Here is a 16,651-nt window from a genome sequence, read left to right as displayed (position 1 = left end):
CCTCGGATGGGACCTACGCAAAGATCGAATGCCGTCGTGCTTTTGCTGGTGGCAGCAACCACCCTTGCCGGCAGTGTTGCTGCGGCCATCATCGGCGGCTACCGCATCAATCTGACACCGAGCGAACCCCTTGGCCTCTGGCGCATCTCGGCGCTCAATCGAGTGGTGTCGACCGGCGATCTCGTCTTCATTTGTCCTCCGCAAACGCCTGTCATGCGGGAGGCCAGAGCGCGTGGCTATCTCCGCTTCGGAACGTGCCCGGGCGGGGTCGCGCCGCTCATCAAGACGGTCATCGCGGTTCCCGGGCAGCATGTCGAAATCGGTGCGGGCGTCACGATCGACGGGCATGCGATCCCTTTCTCCGATCTGGCTCAGCGCGACGGCGTGGGTCGGCCGATGGTGCCTTATTCCGGCGGCGTCGTGCCGCCAGAAAGCGTCTTCCTGCACTCACCGTTGAGGAGCTCCTATGACTCCCGCTACTTCGGACCCCTTCCCGTCGCGGGCATCCTCGGCCTGGCGCAACCGGTGCTCACCAATGCACTGTGAGCACGTTCGGCCGGTCCTGTTGATTACCGCTTCAATCATTGCCGGAACGGTTGCTTGGAGCGGGAACGTCCTTCTCCTTCCGCTCGCATGCACGTTTCCGACCCTCTGGGCGCTTGCGCGAAAGAGGCTGACGGCTGCGTGTGTCTCGGCCGGCTATTTTCTCGCTGCATCACGCGGTCTGCCACAAGGCGTGGCGGCCTTTTACGCGTTCGACCTGTGGCCTGGCTTGGCTCTATGGCTCTGCGCATCTTTGAGCTTTGTCGCGGTCCACGCGATCCTCTGGACAAGGCATTCTGGCATTCGTCCGATTTGCTATCTGGTGGCGGCCGCGCTCATGGCTATCCCCCCATTTGGCATTACCGGTTGGGCGCATCCGATCACCGCCGCGGGCGTGCTGTTTCCAGGGTGGGGATGGTGGGGGCTGGTTGCCACGACAGCCGGCCTCATGGGCCTCGTTACCCGCATGTGGCCGGCTGTCCCGATCGTCCTCATTGGGTTTTGGGCATGGTCCGCCGCAACCTGGGACCCACCGAAACTACCGGAGGGCTGGCGGGGCGTCGATCTCCAGTTCGGAGCTTCGCTCGGTCGCGACGTCAGCATTGCGCGTCACCGTGATCTGATTGCCACGATGAAGGGTCAGGCATCCGGCGGCACCGTTGTTCTTCCCGAAAGTTCTCTGGGCTTCTGGACGCCCACCGTCGAGCGGCTTTGGGTAAAAGCACTGCAGGAAAGTGACGCCACCGTCATTGCCGGCGCCGCCATCATCGATGCGAACGGATACGACAATGTTCTGGTCGCGATTTCAGGCGACGGCGCTCAAATCCTCTATCGCGAACGTATGCCTGTTCCGGGCTCGATGTGGCAGCCTTGGCGCGCCCTGCTGGGTCAGAGCGGCAGCGCGCGGGCGCATTTCTTCGCCAACCCGCTTGTGACCGCCGTCGACGCTCGGATCGCACCGCTGATCTGCTACGAGCAACTGATCGTCTGGCCCGTCCTGCAGTCCCTGCTGCAGGAGCCGGACTTCATCGTCGCTGTCGGCAATGGCTGGTGGACCAAGGGGACATCGATCGTCGCCATCCAGCGCGCCAGCACTCAAGCTTGGGCGCGCTTGTTCGCGAAACCCCTCGTTCTTTCCTTCAACATCTGAATGCCAAGGAGCCCGCCATGCTCGACGCTGCCCTGATTCAACAATGCGCAGACCCCTCGTTGAAGCCCCCGATCGTCGAGCAGTTCGTGATCGCCGCGGGCGCAAATGATCCACTTGCCGTCACCGTCAAATCAGGTGGCCGATTGATCCTCATCCCGAAGGCGACGACGCCGGACGAAGCCATGGCCATCGTCCGGCAGTATGCCGGCCAAGCGGTGGTGCGTGTCGGCCTGACGCAGTTTCCGGCGGGCGTCGGCGTCAAGGATGCTTCCGATCTGCAGCCCGATCTGGTCGACGCCTGCGAGAACCTTCGCAAGGGAACTGCGATGTTCGCCAAGGTGCTTCGGATTGTGGCCAAGTGGTACGGCAACCCTTGGAGCGACGAGGTCTTTCCGCACATTTTCGACGATGCGATCTACGCTTGGAAGACCGGCGAATTCGAAGGCGTGCGTGTGTTTCAGGCTCCTGATCCGGGAGGGAGCGCGACGACAGACAGTGCGTCATCCTCAGACGCGGACGCCACCGACAGCTCTCCTGAGGATGCGGCCACTGAAAGTCCGGGGAAAAGCCGCAGCGTTGGATCGGCGGAGATGCGAATCGACCTTTCCCGGATCGGTGGGAAATAAACGACTGGAAATTTGAGACCTTCGTTCGCTGCCAAGTCAGATATAGACGGCTGCGCGATTAAAATTGGTCGGGAAATGACTTTAAAATAGACGGAGGCTCGTCCGATAGTCGAGACTGCGCTTGCCGACACTCGTGTCGTCCTGATAGCCGGTCCAAGGCAAGCTGGAAAGACAACTCTCGCGCGGCAATTCTCAGGCCCTGATCGCGCCTATATCACCCTCGACGACGCCGGCGCGCTCAGTGCTGCCAAGGCTGATCCGGTCGGTTTTGTCCGGGGCGTTGACAGGAGCGTGATCGATGAAGTTCAGCGGGCGCCCGAACATACTGGCAATTAAGGAAAGCGTTGACCGCGACAACGCCCCGGGCCGATTGCTACTCACAGGTTCGGCCAATCTGGCAACTGTGCCCGCGATTGCGGACTCCCTTGCCGGGCGCATGGCCGTGGTCCCGCCCCTGCCTTTCGCCCAGTCCGAAATCCGTTCGACCCCGGGTGATTTGCTGGATCGTCTATTCGCTGGTGAGGAACCCGCGACCGGCGAGGACGCTATATTTGGTGATGATCTTCTGGAAACCGTGCTGCGCGGTGGCTATCCGGAGGTCTTGCGCAGAGCGACGCCTGCCCGGCGGATCGCCTGGTTGGAAGACTACGTGGCCCTGATTCTCGACCGGGACGTTCGCGACATCGCCAACATCGATCAACTCGATCGACTGCCGCGGTTGCTGGATGTTCTTGCGGAACATGCCGGCCAACTGGTGAACCACAGCAGTTTCGGTGCCGCATTGGGACTGTCGAGCGTCACCGCGCAAAAATATGTAGCCATTCTCGAGCGGCTTTTTCTGATCAGAACGCTGGCGCCATGGTCGAACAACCGGTTAAGCCGGCTGATAAAAACGCCCAAACTGCACTTTCTCGATACGGGACTGCTGGCGAGCTTGCGGGAGGACGTATCCGAAGCGCTGCGTGAAAACAGAACACGGTATGGAGCGTTGCTTGAAAGCTTCGTTGTTTCCGAGCTTTTGAAGCTTGCCTCCTGGTCTGACCGGCGCTTTTCGTTTTCGCATTACAGGACCAAAGATCAGGACGAGGACGAGGTCGATGTCGTCATCGAGGATCGCCGTGGTCGGATCGTCGGAATAGAGGTCAAGGCATCAGCGACGGTGAAGACTGAGGATTTCAGGGGATTGCGTCAGTTGCAGGAAGCGGTTGGCGGTCGTTTCGTGCGTGGACTGGTCTTGCACGATCATGACCGCGTGACGCCTTTCGGAGAAAAATTGCAGGCAGCGCCCTTGTCCATTCTATGGACCATGTATTGCTGAGCAGCGTCAGGATGTTTCAAACCGATGCCCACGCATCTATTGCACGGCCGGTATTCGCAAAGCTTCCAGAAGTCGCGGCCTTTGTTCGTCACGAGGATGAAATACCCCTCGATGATCCGAGGCATCAGATGCCAGTCGGTTTCGCCGCTAAACCCGAGCCAATTCACATTGGAAACAATCCTGGCCGTGAGCTTGGGCCACGGCCACGAATGATGTGTGAGGGCGTTCATCAATAAGAAACTTCACGAGGTCGAGCCAGATGGTTTGGGGACGTTCTCGTTCCGAAGGACCAGGCGCTTCACGGATTTCACCTTCAGGCCCTGCTCCAAAAGCTTCCTCGGACGTCCCCTGGCGGGATGGGCCGCAGCCCAGATCTCGGCAAGTTCCACCATACGCTCGGTGAGCGAAGGATAGCCCTCAACGATTTCCGCTGTACTTGCGCCTTGGGTCTTCATCGCGGCAATCGTTCGTACAGGAACACGGGTTCGCTTGAAAACCAGCTCGCCACCCACGACACCTTTCACGCTTTCAATCATTCGTTCGGCTTCTCGAAGCGCCTCGGCCCGCGCGGCCAGTTGTTCTCGTGCCCGCGCAACGTCGATAATGAGATAATCGTCTGCCCTGACAGTTTCGGCATCGGGATTCTGGTCGATGGTGTCGAACAAGCGCTTGCGGCGCTCGGCAGACAAGATCGATCCGACGCCGTACCAGAGCTTCAACCGAAGCAGATCCTGATCGGTGAGTGCTCGACCCCTGCTACCAACGAGATGAGTCTCGATGATGCGCTTGTCGATCGCATTGTGCACCGATTTCACAGCGATCTCGCTGACAGCCGCCGCCTCGGCGGGCGTGTAGACGTGTGATGTGCTGGCCATAATCATTCTCCTTATGGAGAATAAATATTGCAGGAGATGGCTGCCGTAAAGGCCGACCTCGCTTTTCGATCTCGCTGCTGATCAGGCTAGCAAGGCGTTCATTTCTTCTCTGCTGTCCGTTTCAGCAAATCAGACGCTTCTACTTCTAAAACCATTGCCAAGCGATCCACCACATCGATGCTCGCATTGTAAACGCTGCGTTCCAGGGAACTGATGTAGGTGCGATCGATACCTGCGCGATAAGCAAGCTCTTCTTGCGACAGGCCTTTGGCCCGACGCGCGGCTTTCAGATTTCGTGCAAATACCTCTCGAATCTCCATGATCGAGAGAGCAACGGCTTGTAGAGTATTTCACCACGGAGTATTCTCTACAGCGACATTACATTTGACGAATCAAGGTGATGCCGCGGTGGCCGAAGCTTCTCTTCGTGTGGGACGGTGAACCGTTCGAAGATTTCGACTCTCTCCTATCCTCCGGTAATCTGGTATCTAATCGCAAGCGTATGCGACGCGAACTAAGCCTCGGTTCTTGGCGGTCTTAAAATGAAGTTAGAGGAGACAAGGATGAAGAACGCCAGCTCATCCGGGGCAGACGAAAAAATTGGAAGACAATCTCGCTGCGGTTTGATGCAAAAATCGGAATTAGAGGTCCTGGCTGTTTCGGCGATCCTCGAACACCGCCGGCTTCTCGCAGCCGATCAGGCCGTCTATGACGAGTGGTCGCGCGCAAGCGACGACCCGTCAACTTCCAGTTCCGTGCTCCAGACGCTTCAGGACGAATATATCGCACGTCAGAAAAAGTCCGAAGCCCATCAGGAGAAGCTCTCGGAAATTCTGGATGCACTCGGCTACGTTCCAGACGTGCCGTTTGAAGGCGACGATTAGACCTCAGACCAGGCCGCGATCCTTCGCAATGGCAACGAGCTGCGGCACAGACTTCGCGTCAAATTTCTCGCGCGCCTTGTCGAGATAATGCTGCACGGTTCTGGCCTTGATACCAGTGAGCATCGCCGTTTCAAGCGCGGTCCTCCCCTTCGTTGCCCACACAAGGCACACCATTTCGCGCGGCGACAGCATTCGTTTCGGGTTGATTGCAGTTTTCGCTGCGATGATTTTCAGTTGGTAATAGACAGCCATCACCAACTGAACCGCCTTCTTGGGATCCAGCATCCCTGAAATATCGACCTTTCTTTCCGAGGACGCGAAGGTCAGCATCATCGTGGATCCGAAACTGCCCTCAACCGGAATGGTGATGCCGCAGCGAATGCCGTGCTCAATGGCCTCGTCGCGAAACCGCCGAAGCGGAGAAGATCCTCGGGCAGGCCACTTATCGGCTGTCCAGAAAAACATACCTCGCCCGTGCTTTCCCTCCCTCACAACTGGGTCAATCCGTGAATAATCGCCACCGAGATAAATGCCCTCCCATGGTTCGGGATAGGAATTGAAGGTCCTGAGTTCGAGAGCTTCTGCTTGCAGATAGGCAAACCGGTCATATCCGCACGAATGGGCAAAGGTTTTCAGCGCACTTTTCATCATATGCTCGTCTTGCGCGGCTTCCAGCATATCGATGAGCGAGCGAACATGTCCGTCCACGGCTTTTCTCCTTACGTTCCTGACGCGGCGGCTCGTCTTCCCCGGCATCGTTCGTCGAAGAGGCAGATCAGCTGACCCGCGTACAGGGGGTCGTGGGGCAACGATAGCGTTTCGGACCTTCAGTCGATGTCTGAATCGCAAACCTGGTGTACCCGCGTCACGCGATGCAATGCGAAATTACTACCCAGCCCCGCGAAACTTTCAAGCGCGGTCAATCCGGAAAGGTGGCGGGAAATAGAAGGATTTCATATTGCGTGGTTGCACCGCCACACCTTGGTTCAACCTAAGGCATGGCGGCTGAGCATAGTCGCTGCCCCAAGTGGTTAAATTCCACGGTAAGCGGACGGGAAAATGATGTCCTGGTCCACTAACACGTTGAATCTGTAACCTGGCCGAATGCGGATTGTTGGCTGAACATTCAGGTTCTTCGAGATTGTCTGCTCCGCCACCCGACCAAACGATTCGGCGAAGTTTCTTCGCGCCGCATCGGATGCGGTATCCTGAGTCGCAAGCGTCGAACTTTCGGGCATTGACATGTCGATCCCGGTGCCGATCAAGGCAACGAGTGCTGCCGAACTCCACGTGCGCCATAGGTGCCGATCGACCTTGTCCTTTAAGCCGCCATATCCTTCCGCGTCAGTGCCTGCCATGCCCCCGATCTGAAGGGTTGAGCCGTTCGGAAAAATGAGGTCCGTCCAGACGACAAGGACCCTTTCCTGCCCGAATGAGACCTTGGAGTCATAGCGGCCGAGCAGCTTCGCACCCTGCGGTATGAGGAGCCGGTAGCCCGTCGCGCTATCAAAGACGTTCTGGCTCACCTGCGCTGTGATCCGTCCCGGAAGATCAGAGTTGAGGCCGGTGATCAACGTAGCGGGAACGACCGAGCCGCGTTTCAATTCGTAGGGCGAGATCTGCTTCACGGTCTGATTCGGCAGATAACCGAGATCTTTGATGTCCTGGTTGAAAAAATCTTCCTTCGAGGTTTGGCCATTCGGATCGATATTCTGACCCATAAGGCCGGCGTTCGTTGCCGCGGCATAGAGATCCGAGACCCTCGTGCCTGCCCCAGTCGAATTTTGGCCGCTCGAGTCTGTGGTAATCGTTGCGGCTTTTTCAATTTCGGAAATATCGACCTTCAATGGGGAGTCCAGCGCCGTTGCACGCGCCTGCAGGCGAGCCATCCGCTGGCGCTGGGCCTCTCGGATATACTGTTCATCCTGCTCCCGCTTCAAACGGTCCCGCCATTCTTCTTCCGATTCCAGCGGGGGGCGTCGCTCTTCCTGTTCGAGGGGTCGGCGAGCAACAGCCGGCGCCTCCTTCTCAACTTTCTGCTCGACGGCAGGCGTTGGCTGAAACGCTTCCCGCTCAACCGGCTCACCGATGATGCCGTCGGCAATGCCGCGCTTGAGCTGGTCCCCGAAATTGGTTGCGGGAGTATTCGAAGCACTGTCGATATCGCTGTTTCGGGCAAAGGGAAGCCCGCGCCACGACAGTCCGATCACGACCACGCCAACGAATAGCGCGACGAGAACGATGGCGATGATGATCGGCAGCCGATTGATTCGGCGCATGCTGTTCTCATCATCGGCATGAGCCGACGCACCAAGATGGAGAGACTGGACCATATCTGTCTCCCCTCAATTACGCTGCATGACGGAAAGCGGGCTTGCCGGCGTAGCGCCGACTGCTGTTGCTGTATACGCCCGGCCAAGGGCGATAGACGGCGTGGAGAGTCGCGCGAGCACCTGACCGTCAACGCCATCGATCGAATAGGCGAGCTCGACGGGTTTCACGTCCTTTCCGATCTTCCCGTCGGTAACGACCGTGTAGCCCCATCCCTTCAGCGCGGCCTCGAGGGCCATCCCATACTCCGACGTGCCCTTGCCCATCATGATGGTTGTGGTGCCTGCCGGGCCAATTTGCTCGGCGAACCGGCTCGCCATATCGCCGGCGATTGCGCTTGCGGCCGGGGCAGTCACCGCAGTGGCGTTTGAGCTGGTGTCCAGTCCCTCCTCGGCAGTTTGGCAACTGGAAAGAAAAACGGCAGCGACGATGAAAACGAGAGCTTTGCGCATCACTCAGCCTCCCCGCCGGATGGTGATCTTTTGTTGCTGCCAGCCAACTCCGGAGACGAGGATCGCCTTATCGATTGCGTAGTCGACGATCATCACGTCGTTCTTCATCCGGTAATTGACGACGCGGTTCTGGCCCCCGTTGACGACGAACAGCACCGGCGCATCCTGTCCCGAGATCGATTTGGAAAACTGGATGTAGGTTTTTACACCATCCGAATAGACGCGCTTCGGCTTCCAAGAGGCGCGCCCACTCACCGAGTAGGAGAAGTTCAGTTTATCGGGCGCCGTTCCGAGTGTTCCGCCGGTCTCGAGCCGGGCATTGATGTCCGCAAGCTTGGTCGAGACATCCTCGGGATATTCGAAGCCAACGCGGGCCATGTACTGGCTCGGATGGGACTTGAGTTGGATGTGATAGGTACGCCGCGACGTCGTGACCACCATGGAGGTGACGAGGCCGGGTTCCGACGGCTTGACGATCAAGTGGATAGCCTGACCGCCGGTGGCGCCGGAGGTCGCCGGCTCCACCTTCCAGCGAACGGTGTCGCCGACGAGGACATCGCGGACAATCTCGCCGCCCTGCAGCTCAATATCGCAGACCTGCAGCGGCGAGCAGACGACGGACGGCTGAGTTTCGCCGAAGAGAAAGATGACCTTGCCATCCAGCCCGGTGGTAACCAGTCCGGGTGTGCCGCGCCACTTCCGCGAAATGTTAGTTCCCTTCACCTCGTTCGACGTCATGCTTTGTGCATGAGCACCCGTCGCAATGACGAGTCCGGCTATGCAGCCGGCGGCTGCGATCAATCCTGTTCTTTGCATGTGAAGTCCCCTGCCCTTATAGCTGTGCTGTCCAATCGAAATCCCGGACGTAGAGACCGATTGGATTGTGGCGGATGGTCGCCTCGTCCTGTGGGGCCGTCAGCGTGACCGTCGCGATGCCGCGGAACCGGCGTGTGCCCGTTTCTTTGCCCTTCCGGTCCCGTTCGTATTCGGTCCAGTCGATCTGATAGGTCTGGTTCGAAAGCGCGACGATGTTGTTGACCTCGATGGCGACCGTCGACAACTTGGCCTTCTCGAACGGCGAATTGCTTCGGAACCAGTCATTTATCTTCTGCGTCGACGGATCGGACGTCCGAAGGAGTGCGTAGGTTCGGTCGATGTATTGCTTCTGAACCACGGCGTCCGGCGTGATCGAACGGAAGCTGGTGACGAAATTTCCGAGCGTGGCGCGCACCACCCGAACGTCGGCGTATTCGATCTGTTCAGGGAACCCGGCGGTCGCTGCGGTCCCAAGTTTGTCGACTTCGACGATATAGGGAACCAGTTTGACTTGGGTGCTGAGATACATGGCATACCCGAAGGCGATCACTGCCATGGCCAGACCCAGAATGCCGACGATGCGCCATGCAGCGGCTGCCTGGACATAGGAGCCGTATCGCTCACTCCATTCCTGGCGCGCGGCAAGATACGGGTTTTCGGGGGCGCGGTTCGCTGCCATCGACTGATCACTTTCTGATTGCTGTTAATCTTTGCGTTCGGGAGGTGGCTTTGGCCCGCTCTGCCCGCTACGACTCTGGTCCAGCTTGGCGTTGGCGAGCCCGAGAATCGATCCTGCATAAGCACCAGGAGAACCGATGGCCTTCTCCTTGGCAGCCGAGCCCGCCGCTTTTCCTGCGGATCCGATCCCTGCGCCAAAACCTCGAAGCATGGCACCTGCACCGGATGACCCTGCGGCCCGTGCGGTTTGAGTCGCCGCGAATCCCGCCCCGGCTGCACCGGCCGCGAGGAACCCTGCCCCGGTGGCAAAGGATGCCGCCTGACCACCGTGCCTGATCGCCTCCATTCCACCTGAAACGGATGCACCCTGAACGACACCTTGAATGATACTCGGCACATACATCGCGATGATGAAGACCACCACTGAAATGCCGGCGACCGCCAAGGTCGTGACGAACTGGTCCGAGGAGGCGGTTGGAGTATTCGCAAGACCCATCAGGACCTCGGATCCAATCTTTGCGATCATCACCAAGGCCATCAGTTTCATGCCGACGCCGAAGGCGTAGACGAGATAACGGACAGCAAAGTCCTTGGTGAAGGAGGATCCGCCAAGCCCGAGCATGATCATGCCGGCAAGCAGGCCGACATACATCTCGACCATGACCGAGACGAAAATTGCTGCGACCAGCGAGAAGCAGATGACGACGACACCCATCGCCAACACCGCCGCAATCGCCAGCGCATTGTCCTCGAATACGCCAAATTTCGCTTGCTGCGACATTTGCGAGGCAACCCGGATACCGGCGTCGAACACTTCAGCAGGCGACGCCGATCCGCCGCCCGCGCCGATCTGGAAGAGGCTGTCGACTACCGCTCGGGCAAAGGTCGGCCCTTGAGTGAGAACGAAGGCGAAAAAACCAATGAACATGATCCGCCGCACAAGCTCCGCGAACCAGCTATCGAGCGATGCAGCGTGCAGCGCCAGCCAGACGGCGGCAATCCCCACCTCGATGGTCGCCAGGATCCAGAAGAGAGATTTCGCCGCATCCATGATGGTCGTCTCCCACCCTTTGGCGGCGGTCGAGACCTGATTTTCCAGTTCGGTTAGGACTTGTCCCTGTTGGGCAAAGGCGGGAGCTGCAAAGACGAGGCAAAGGAGGCCCGCGATCAGTAATGACCGTTCAAGATTAGATTTCACCATCTTGGGCGCATCTCCTGGCCATCTTTGATCGGCGGCAGCGCTTTGTTCGAGCCGAAGAATTTTTCCCTGACGGCGCGTTGTTCCTCAGTGAGCGGGGGTTTGGTGGTGTCTCTGGATTTGACGATCAGCACCGTCGCCGCAGATGAAACAGCGGCAACAACCACAAGGAGGACAATGACGACAGCGCGGTTCACCAGCGGGGCTCCATCTTCTGACCTTCCGGAATGCTCTTGATCTCGGCGTTGAAGAATTTCTCCCGCCGGGCCTGGGCCAGGTCCTTGTCGGTTTGTTCGGTCTGAAGCCACGTCCCCATCATCGTCATCTGCTGGGAGACGAGACCGCGCAGCTTCTGCATCTGCGCCACCTGTTGCGCGGCGATTTGGTGACCCACTTGCAGGGCCTTCATCTGGCCATCTGATGTCTCGGACATCGACCGTAGTGAGGACATCGTACTTTCCTCGCTGTCGAACTGGTCGGCCGTCAGGTTCGCTGCCTTCAGCGTGCTGGCGATGGTTTCGCGGTTAGTGTCGGACCAGGTCTGGTAACTCGACGAGAATTTCTCGGTGTTGGGCAGATTGGTCCTAAGGCTCGAATAGCTTTGGAAGCGCTGCTGCAGCACGTCATCGGCGTTGCCCATGGAAAACGAAATGCTCTGGCCCTGGTCGACGATGCTGCGGAGATGATTGAGGTCGCTTTCTACCTGTCCCCACATATGCGACGGGAGGGTCGCGGTGTTTTGCAGCAAGTTTTGGTAGATGTTGAGCTGCGTTTCGATCTGCTGTGCCAACTGGCTGATCTGGGTGAGCTGGTTCTGGATTTGCTCGCCGGATTGGCCAACAAGGGAAACGAGCTCGCCATTGTTGAGGACCTGCGTCCACTCGGTCGCAGCGCCGGTGGCGGTTCCGGCCTCGGCGGGCTTTGCTTCGCCGGTAGCCACCACGAACGCCGCCAGACCAGCGAGCAATCTATTCGAAGTTAAGCAACGATGCGGCATCGTGGACTCCTTTCATTTGAAGCCAGTGGATCGGCCAGTCGCGGCCGTGTTCGGAATAGAGGGCGCGGATGCGCTTGAGGTCTTCCTTGCCGGATGCGCCGACGAAGCTAAGCGCCAGCGGCCCGAGCGCCATATCGAACAGCCGTCGGCCTTCAGGAGTGACGACGTAGTATTCGCGCTTGGGAATCGCGTTCGAGACGATCTCGATCTGCCGCTCGTTGAATCCGATCCGGTCGTAGAACTCGCGAGTTCCAGGCTCTCTGGCGGCACCATTCGGAAGGCAGATCTTTGTTGGGCAGGATTCCTTCAGCACGTCGATAATCCCGGAGCGTTCGGCGTCGGAGATCGACTGTGTGGCGAGCACGACGGCGCAGTTGGCCTTACGCAGCACTTTCAGCCATTCGCGTATCTTGCTGCGGAACACTGGATGGCCGAGCATCAGCCAGGCCTCATCCAGCACGATCAGGCTGGGAGCGCCATCGAGGCGCTTCTCGATCCGCCGGAACAGATAGGTCAGTACGGGCACGAGATTGCGTTCGCCCATGTTCATCAGTTGTTCTATCTCAAAGGTCTGGAAGGCACCGAGCGTCAGACCGTCTTCCTCGGCGTCGAGAAGCTGTCCCATTGGACCATCAACGGTATAGTGATGCAGCGCGTCTTTGATTTCACGCATCTGCACCCCACTTGCGAAGTCAGACAGCGATCTTCCGGGCGCGCTGACCATCAACCCGATCTGCCGGGAAATTGCATTGCGATGATCGGGGGTGATGGTTACGCCTTGCAGGGCCACCAGCATCTCGATCCATTCCGTGGCCCAGGCCCGATCGGTTTCGCTGGAGAGGTCCGAAAGCGGGCAAAAGGCCAGTGCCTTTCCTTTTTCTTCAGAGCCGCCACCGATCTCATAGTGATCGCCGCCAGTGGCGAGCGTCAGGGGCAGGAGCGAGTTTCCCTTGTCAAAGGCAAAGATCTGGGCGCGTTCGTAGCGTCGAAACTGCGCCGCGATTAGTGCCAGAAGCGTCGACTTGCCCGATCCGGTCGGTCCGAAAATGAGAGTGTGACCAACGTCGTCGACATGAAGATTCAGCCGAAACGGTGTCGACCCACTCGCGACCTGCATGAGCGGTGGCGAGTCCGGCGGGTAAAAAGGGCACGGTGCAACTGGGTTGCCCGACCAAACAGAGTTCAGTGGGATGAGGTCGGCGAGATTGCCGGTATTGATCAGCGGCTCGCGCACATTTGCGTACCAATTGCCTGGAAGGCTTCCGAGATAGGCGTCGGTTGCGTTGAGTGTTTCGATCCTCGCTCCGAAGCCTTCGGCCTGTATTAGCCTGCGTACTGCCTCCGCCTCCTCCTGCAAGGCTTCGCGATCACCGTCGAATAGAACGACAACCGGGGTGTAATACCCATAGGCGACCAACTGCGAGGAGGCTTGCGCGATAGCGTCCTCGGTCTCGGCCACCATGCTCATGGCGTCCTGATCGATCGAACGACTTTGCGTCTGGAATAGCTGGTCAAAGAACGGCCGGACCTTTTGCTGCCATTTCTTGCGGGTGCGCTCGAGCTTTTGCCGCGCCTCCTCCGCATCGAGGAAGATGAAACGCGATGACCAGCGATAGCTTAGCGGCATCAGATCAAGGCTGTGGAGAATCCCCGGCCAGCTCTCTGCCGGCAGTCCGTCGATCGCCACCACACCCAGGTAGCGGCTTTCCACCTTTGGCGTCAGCCCATGCTTGAGCTCGGCTGTCGCGATCCAGTCGAGATACATGGGAGCATCCGGCAGCCGGATTGGATGGTTTTCGCCCGTAATACAGAAGCGAACGAATTGCAGCAGTTCGTCATAGCGAGCGACCCTCTCCCCGCCCCTCTCGACGACCTCGCGCGTTTCCATTCGCCGGATCGAAAGGGTGTTGGCAAAATACTGCTCAATCTCCCGGACAGCGTTCTTGAAGATGAACAGCACCGTGTCGGCAAAGGTCCTCTTGCGGCTCTCCTCGTCCGAGTAGATGTATCTGCTGAGGGCCGTCTTTTTGGGCTCCAGGGGCCGATAGGTGAGGATAAGAGCGTGCTTGCTCTCGAAATGCCGCTTATCTCGCGCAAAATGCGCCCGGCGCTCGGCATCAATCGCCCTGGTGACCGGGTCCGGGAAGTGGCACCGGTCCTCAGACGGATAGTCAACCGTCGGAATACGGATCGCTTCGACCTGGATCATCCACCCGTTTCCAAGACGCGACAGAATGGCGTTGATCTGTCGCGATAGCTCATTGCGTTCCAGATCGGTGGCACTTTCGGTGTCGGGCCCAGCAAAGTACCAGCCAGCCATGAGGCTGCCGTCCTTCAATAGCAGGACGCCATCGTCAACCAGACCGGCATAGGGGACGAGATCCGCGAAGGATGGGCCGGTTGCCCGGAACCGTTTGAGAGCGACCATGCAAACCTCCTCAATACCGCCGCCACGGCGAGGTGGTCGCCTTGTAGTAGGGCTTGTAAGAAATGTGCCGGAAGTAGACCTGACGCATCAGCGGGTCCGCCTTTGCCATCATTCTCAAGAGCCCGACGATGACGATCCAGACGGCAACCCCGAAGAGCGCGGAATATATTGTCAAGACCACAAAGATCAGGATGACCGCGGCGAGACCTGTGAGCAGGACCAGTTCCCGGTCCGCGCCCATCAGCAGATTCGGACGCGAAAGTGCACGGTGGATGCGGTTGTGTTTTAGGCGGGACAGGGACTCAACCATGAGCCCCCTCCCCTACTCTGCTTCGGCTGAAGAATGTGGTTCGCTCGTCCGATGCTCCAATCGAGGCGCCCGTCGCGCCGAACAGGCCGATGATGTTGGTGGCACCGAGCAGGATGCCCGCCACCAGCACGATATACACCAGCCGCCGCGCGAAGTCGTTCAGTTCTCCCCCAAAGATGAGCATGCCGCCAGCAATTGCGACCGCTGCAAGTGCAATAGCTCCCGCGACCGGCCCGGTGATCGACTCCTGGATTTGCTGCAGCGGCCCTTCCCAGGGAAGACTGCCGCCCGAACTGGCGAGCGCCGGCGCGACGCAGGCGAGAACGATGTGCGCCGCAAGGAGTGCGACGGCGATGACGGCATTTCTACGCGACATTGCGCGCCTCCTTCTCTTCTGTAAGCTGGTCGGATTCGATTTCGTACTCGCCGCCCGCGAAGCGCTCGACCTGAATGACGTCGCGGACGCGCCGCCCGCGCGGGGTCCGTTCTATGGAGACGATGAGATCGACCGCTTCTCCGATCACCTCATGCATCGGCTGCTGGCTGGCTTCGGCGGTCAGCTGCTCGAGACGGCGGAGCGCCGACATCGCTGTATTTGAATGGATCGTCGCCACGCCACCCGGATGGCCGGTGTTCCACGCCTTGAGTAGTGTGAGCGCAGCGCCGTCGCGGACTTCACCGACCACAATTCTGTCGGGCCGCAGCCGCATGGTGCTCTTCAGCAGCCGAGCCATGTCAACGGTATCGCTGGTGTGGAGAAGGACGGCGTTCTGGGCCCCGCATTGAATCTCTGCGGTGTCCTCAAGAATGACGAGCCGGTCTTCTGGTGCGCTCTTCACAATCTCGTCGATGACAGCGTTCGCGAGCGTCGTTTTGCCGGAGCCAGTTCCCCCGGATATGATGATGTTGAGCCTGGAGGAAATCGCGCTGCGGATCGTCGATGCCTGGTACTCTGTCATCACGCCGGAGCGCACATACTCCTCGAGCGGGATAAGACGCGACGCACGACGACGAATAGTGAAGGCAGGCTTGGCGACCACCGGCGGCAAAAGACCTTCAAAGCGGTGGCCACCGATCGGCAGCTCTCCGGAGATGATCGGCTGTTCCGTGTCCACCTCTGACTGAAGCGCATGGGCAACGGTACCGATCACCATTTCCGCTGCGGCCGACGACATCTCGCCGGCCGGCGCGACGCCGTGGCCGAGCCGCTCGATGAAGAGCTTTCCGTCCGGATTGAGCATGATCTCGACGACCGTTGCATCGTCCAGCGCCACGCAGAGGTGATCGCCGAGCGCCTCCTGAAGTTTGCGGACAAGCCGAGGGTGAGAGCGAAGCTGGTTCACCGATTTCTCCTTACGCTGCCTTGCAGAGGGGGGTGCATTCAGATCGGTAGTTAGATGGGCGGAGTTTTTGAAATGTGCCGGCGTCGGCGGGTAGGATGCCCGCCACGGCCATCGTTACGCCGATCTTCTTCGGCTCCCCCAACCGCTGCAGCGGCCAGCCAACACGAGCGAGGATCCGCTCGAAGCGGAGATCGGTCACCGTGACGATTTCGGTGAAGCCATTCGCCATGCACCATTCAATGATGCCTGCGAACATCGTCAGCGTTGCCTCATGTACCGAGCCGGCTCCCTTGCCCTCCCCGAGACTAGTGTCGACGCAGAAGCGGGAGCTTTCGATCATCGCGGAGTGCGCGTTGAGCTGGCCATTCGGAAGTAGCGAGGAAAAGACGTCCGTCACCATGGTCGGGCCAAGCGCCGGAAGCAGCCTCGCGCACCCTGCCACGTCACCGTTGTTCGAAATTGCGAGGATGTAGGTTGGCATCAGCGCGTCAAAAGCGTCTGACTCCCGACCGTCAATAACGTCAACTTCCCAGCCCAACCGGGCGGAAAAGATCCGGGCGCGCAATTGGTGATGCATGTGGAGGAGCCGGGCTTCTTCGTCATTCCGTGGCTTCGAGATCGCGAGAATCTGCATGAATTTCTCCGTCGTTGTTGGTCGGCGGTGAAATCAGCACGGATCGGAATCGGTTGGCAGTTGTAGAA

At 59.1% G+C, this 16,651-nt stretch carries 19 protein-coding genes and 1 pseudogene; 5 read left to right on the top strand and 15 right to left on the bottom strand.

Features of this window, described 5'->3' with window-relative positions; translation table 11 throughout:
- The first annotated feature begins 6 nt into the window (after positions 1–6).
- The 4 genes and pseudogenes from traF (at position 7) to AC5J09_RS00840 (ending at position 3,637) form a co-directional block, all read left to right on the top strand.
- Positions 7–546 (top strand): conjugative transfer signal peptidase TraF, encoded by a 540-nt coding sequence (traF, locus tag AC5J09_RS00855; RefSeq protein ID WP_494296590.1) that lies wholly within the window; start codon positions 7–9, stop codon positions 544–546.
- Complete coding sequence (locus AC5J09_RS00850; RefSeq protein WP_494296589.1) at positions 536–1,693, top strand: conjugal transfer protein TraB; 1,158 nt, start codon at positions 536–538, stop codon at positions 1,691–1,693. Before traF ends, AC5J09_RS00850 begins: the two co-directional genes overlap by 11 nt.
- A 17-nt stretch (positions 1,694–1,710) precedes the next feature.
- A complete protein-coding gene (locus AC5J09_RS00845) occupies positions 1,711–2,319 on the top strand; it encodes a TraH family protein (RefSeq protein ID WP_494297038.1) in 609 nt (202 codons plus the stop codon).
- 105 nt (positions 2,320–2,424) lie between these two features.
- Positions 2,425–3,637: pseudogene (locus tag AC5J09_RS00840) on the top strand (ATP-binding protein).
- Between the two features lie 242 nt (positions 3,638–3,879).
- Here AC5J09_RS00840 and AC5J09_RS00835 read toward each other — a convergent pair.
- Positions 3,880–4,512 (bottom strand): DUF433 domain-containing protein, encoded by a 633-nt coding sequence (locus tag AC5J09_RS00835; protein WP_494296588.1) that lies wholly within the window; start codon positions 4,510–4,512, stop codon positions 3,880–3,882.
- Positions 4,513–4,610: 98 nt separating this feature from the next.
- On the bottom strand, positions 4,611–4,832 hold the full coding sequence (locus tag AC5J09_RS00830; protein WP_324765114.1) for a helix-turn-helix domain-containing protein: 222 nt from the start codon (positions 4,830–4,832) through the stop codon (positions 4,611–4,613).
- 243 nt (positions 4,833–5,075) lie between these two features.
- On the opposite strand from AC5J09_RS00830, the gene AC5J09_RS00825 reads away from it, so the two are divergent.
- On the top strand, positions 5,076–5,396 hold the full coding sequence (locus AC5J09_RS00825) for a transcriptional repressor TraM (protein ID WP_324765113.1): 321 nt from the start codon (positions 5,076–5,078) through the stop codon (positions 5,394–5,396).
- Positions 5,397–5,399: 3 nt separating this feature from the next.
- Here AC5J09_RS00825 and AC5J09_RS00820 read toward each other — a convergent pair whose 3' ends face one another.
- From AC5J09_RS00820 to traI, 13 genes are all read right to left on the bottom strand, one after another.
- Complete coding sequence (locus tag AC5J09_RS00820) at positions 5,400–6,104, bottom strand: autoinducer binding domain-containing protein (RefSeq protein ID WP_324765112.1); 705 nt, start codon at positions 6,102–6,104, stop codon at positions 5,400–5,402.
- A 323-nt stretch (positions 6,105–6,427) separates the two neighbouring features.
- Complete coding sequence (gene trbI, locus AC5J09_RS00815; protein ID WP_494296587.1) at positions 6,428–7,729, bottom strand: IncP-type conjugal transfer protein TrbI; 1,302 nt, start codon at positions 7,727–7,729, stop codon at positions 6,428–6,430.
- Between the two features lie 12 nt (positions 7,730–7,741).
- Positions 7,742–8,179, bottom strand: a complete 438-nt coding sequence (gene trbH / locus AC5J09_RS00810; protein WP_338280570.1) for a conjugal transfer protein TrbH — start codon at positions 8,177–8,179, stop codon at positions 7,742–7,744.
- 3 nt (positions 8,180–8,182) lie between these two features.
- Positions 8,183–8,995, bottom strand: a complete 813-nt coding sequence (gene trbG / locus AC5J09_RS00805; protein ID WP_494296586.1) for a P-type conjugative transfer protein TrbG — start codon at positions 8,993–8,995, stop codon at positions 8,183–8,185.
- Between the two features lie 16 nt (positions 8,996–9,011).
- Positions 9,012–9,674, bottom strand: coding sequence for a conjugal transfer protein TrbF (locus AC5J09_RS00800; RefSeq protein WP_440854695.1), 663 nt, complete (start codon positions 9,672–9,674; stop codon positions 9,012–9,014).
- A gap of 24 nt (positions 9,675–9,698) precedes the next feature.
- Positions 9,699–10,874: a P-type conjugative transfer protein TrbL gene (trbL, locus tag AC5J09_RS00795; protein WP_494296585.1), complete on the bottom strand. Its 1,176-nt coding sequence runs from the start codon at positions 10,872–10,874 to the stop codon at positions 9,699–9,701.
- Positions 10,868–11,068 carry an entry exclusion protein TrbK gene (gene trbK / locus AC5J09_RS00790; RefSeq protein WP_338280562.1) on the bottom strand — a complete coding sequence of 67 codons (201 nt, stop codon included), beginning with the start codon at positions 11,066–11,068 and terminating at the stop codon, positions 10,868–10,870. Before trbK ends, trbL begins: the two co-directional genes overlap by 7 nt.
- Entirely contained in the window at positions 11,065–11,868 is an 804-nt protein-coding gene (gene trbJ / locus AC5J09_RS00785) for a P-type conjugative transfer protein TrbJ (RefSeq protein WP_338280560.1), read from the bottom strand. Before trbJ ends, trbK begins: the two co-directional genes overlap by 4 nt.
- Positions 11,840–14,296 carry a conjugal transfer protein TrbE gene (locus AC5J09_RS00780; RefSeq protein WP_494296584.1) on the bottom strand — a complete coding sequence of 819 codons (2,457 nt, stop codon included), beginning with the start codon at positions 14,294–14,296 and terminating at the stop codon, positions 11,840–11,842. The genes trbJ and AC5J09_RS00780 overlap by 29 nt, the downstream gene beginning before the upstream one ends.
- Before the next feature lie 10 nt (positions 14,297–14,306).
- Positions 14,307–14,606 carry a conjugal transfer protein TrbD gene (locus AC5J09_RS00775; protein WP_324765103.1) on the bottom strand — a complete coding sequence of 100 codons (300 nt, stop codon included), beginning with the start codon at positions 14,604–14,606 and terminating at the stop codon, positions 14,307–14,309.
- Positions 14,599–14,982 carry a TrbC/VirB2 family protein gene (locus AC5J09_RS00770; protein ID WP_324765102.1) on the bottom strand — a complete coding sequence of 128 codons (384 nt, stop codon included), beginning with the start codon at positions 14,980–14,982 and terminating at the stop codon, positions 14,599–14,601. The genes AC5J09_RS00775 and AC5J09_RS00770 overlap by 8 nt, the downstream gene beginning before the upstream one ends.
- Positions 14,972–15,949, bottom strand: a complete 978-nt coding sequence (gene trbB / locus AC5J09_RS00765) for a P-type conjugative transfer ATPase TrbB (RefSeq protein WP_494296583.1) — start codon at positions 15,947–15,949, stop codon at positions 14,972–14,974. The genes AC5J09_RS00770 and trbB overlap by 11 nt, the downstream gene beginning before the upstream one ends.
- A gap of 10 nt (positions 15,950–15,959) precedes the next feature.
- A complete protein-coding gene (gene traI, locus AC5J09_RS00760) occupies positions 15,960–16,583 on the bottom strand; it encodes an acyl-homoserine-lactone synthase (RefSeq protein ID WP_494296582.1) in 624 nt (207 codons plus the stop codon).
- Positions 16,584–16,651 lie beyond the last annotated feature (68 nt).

This window comes from Sinorhizobium sp. (assembly GCF_059070375.1).
The sequence above is the reverse complement of the archived record's forward strand: the minus strand, read 5'-3'. Positions and strand labels throughout refer to the sequence as shown.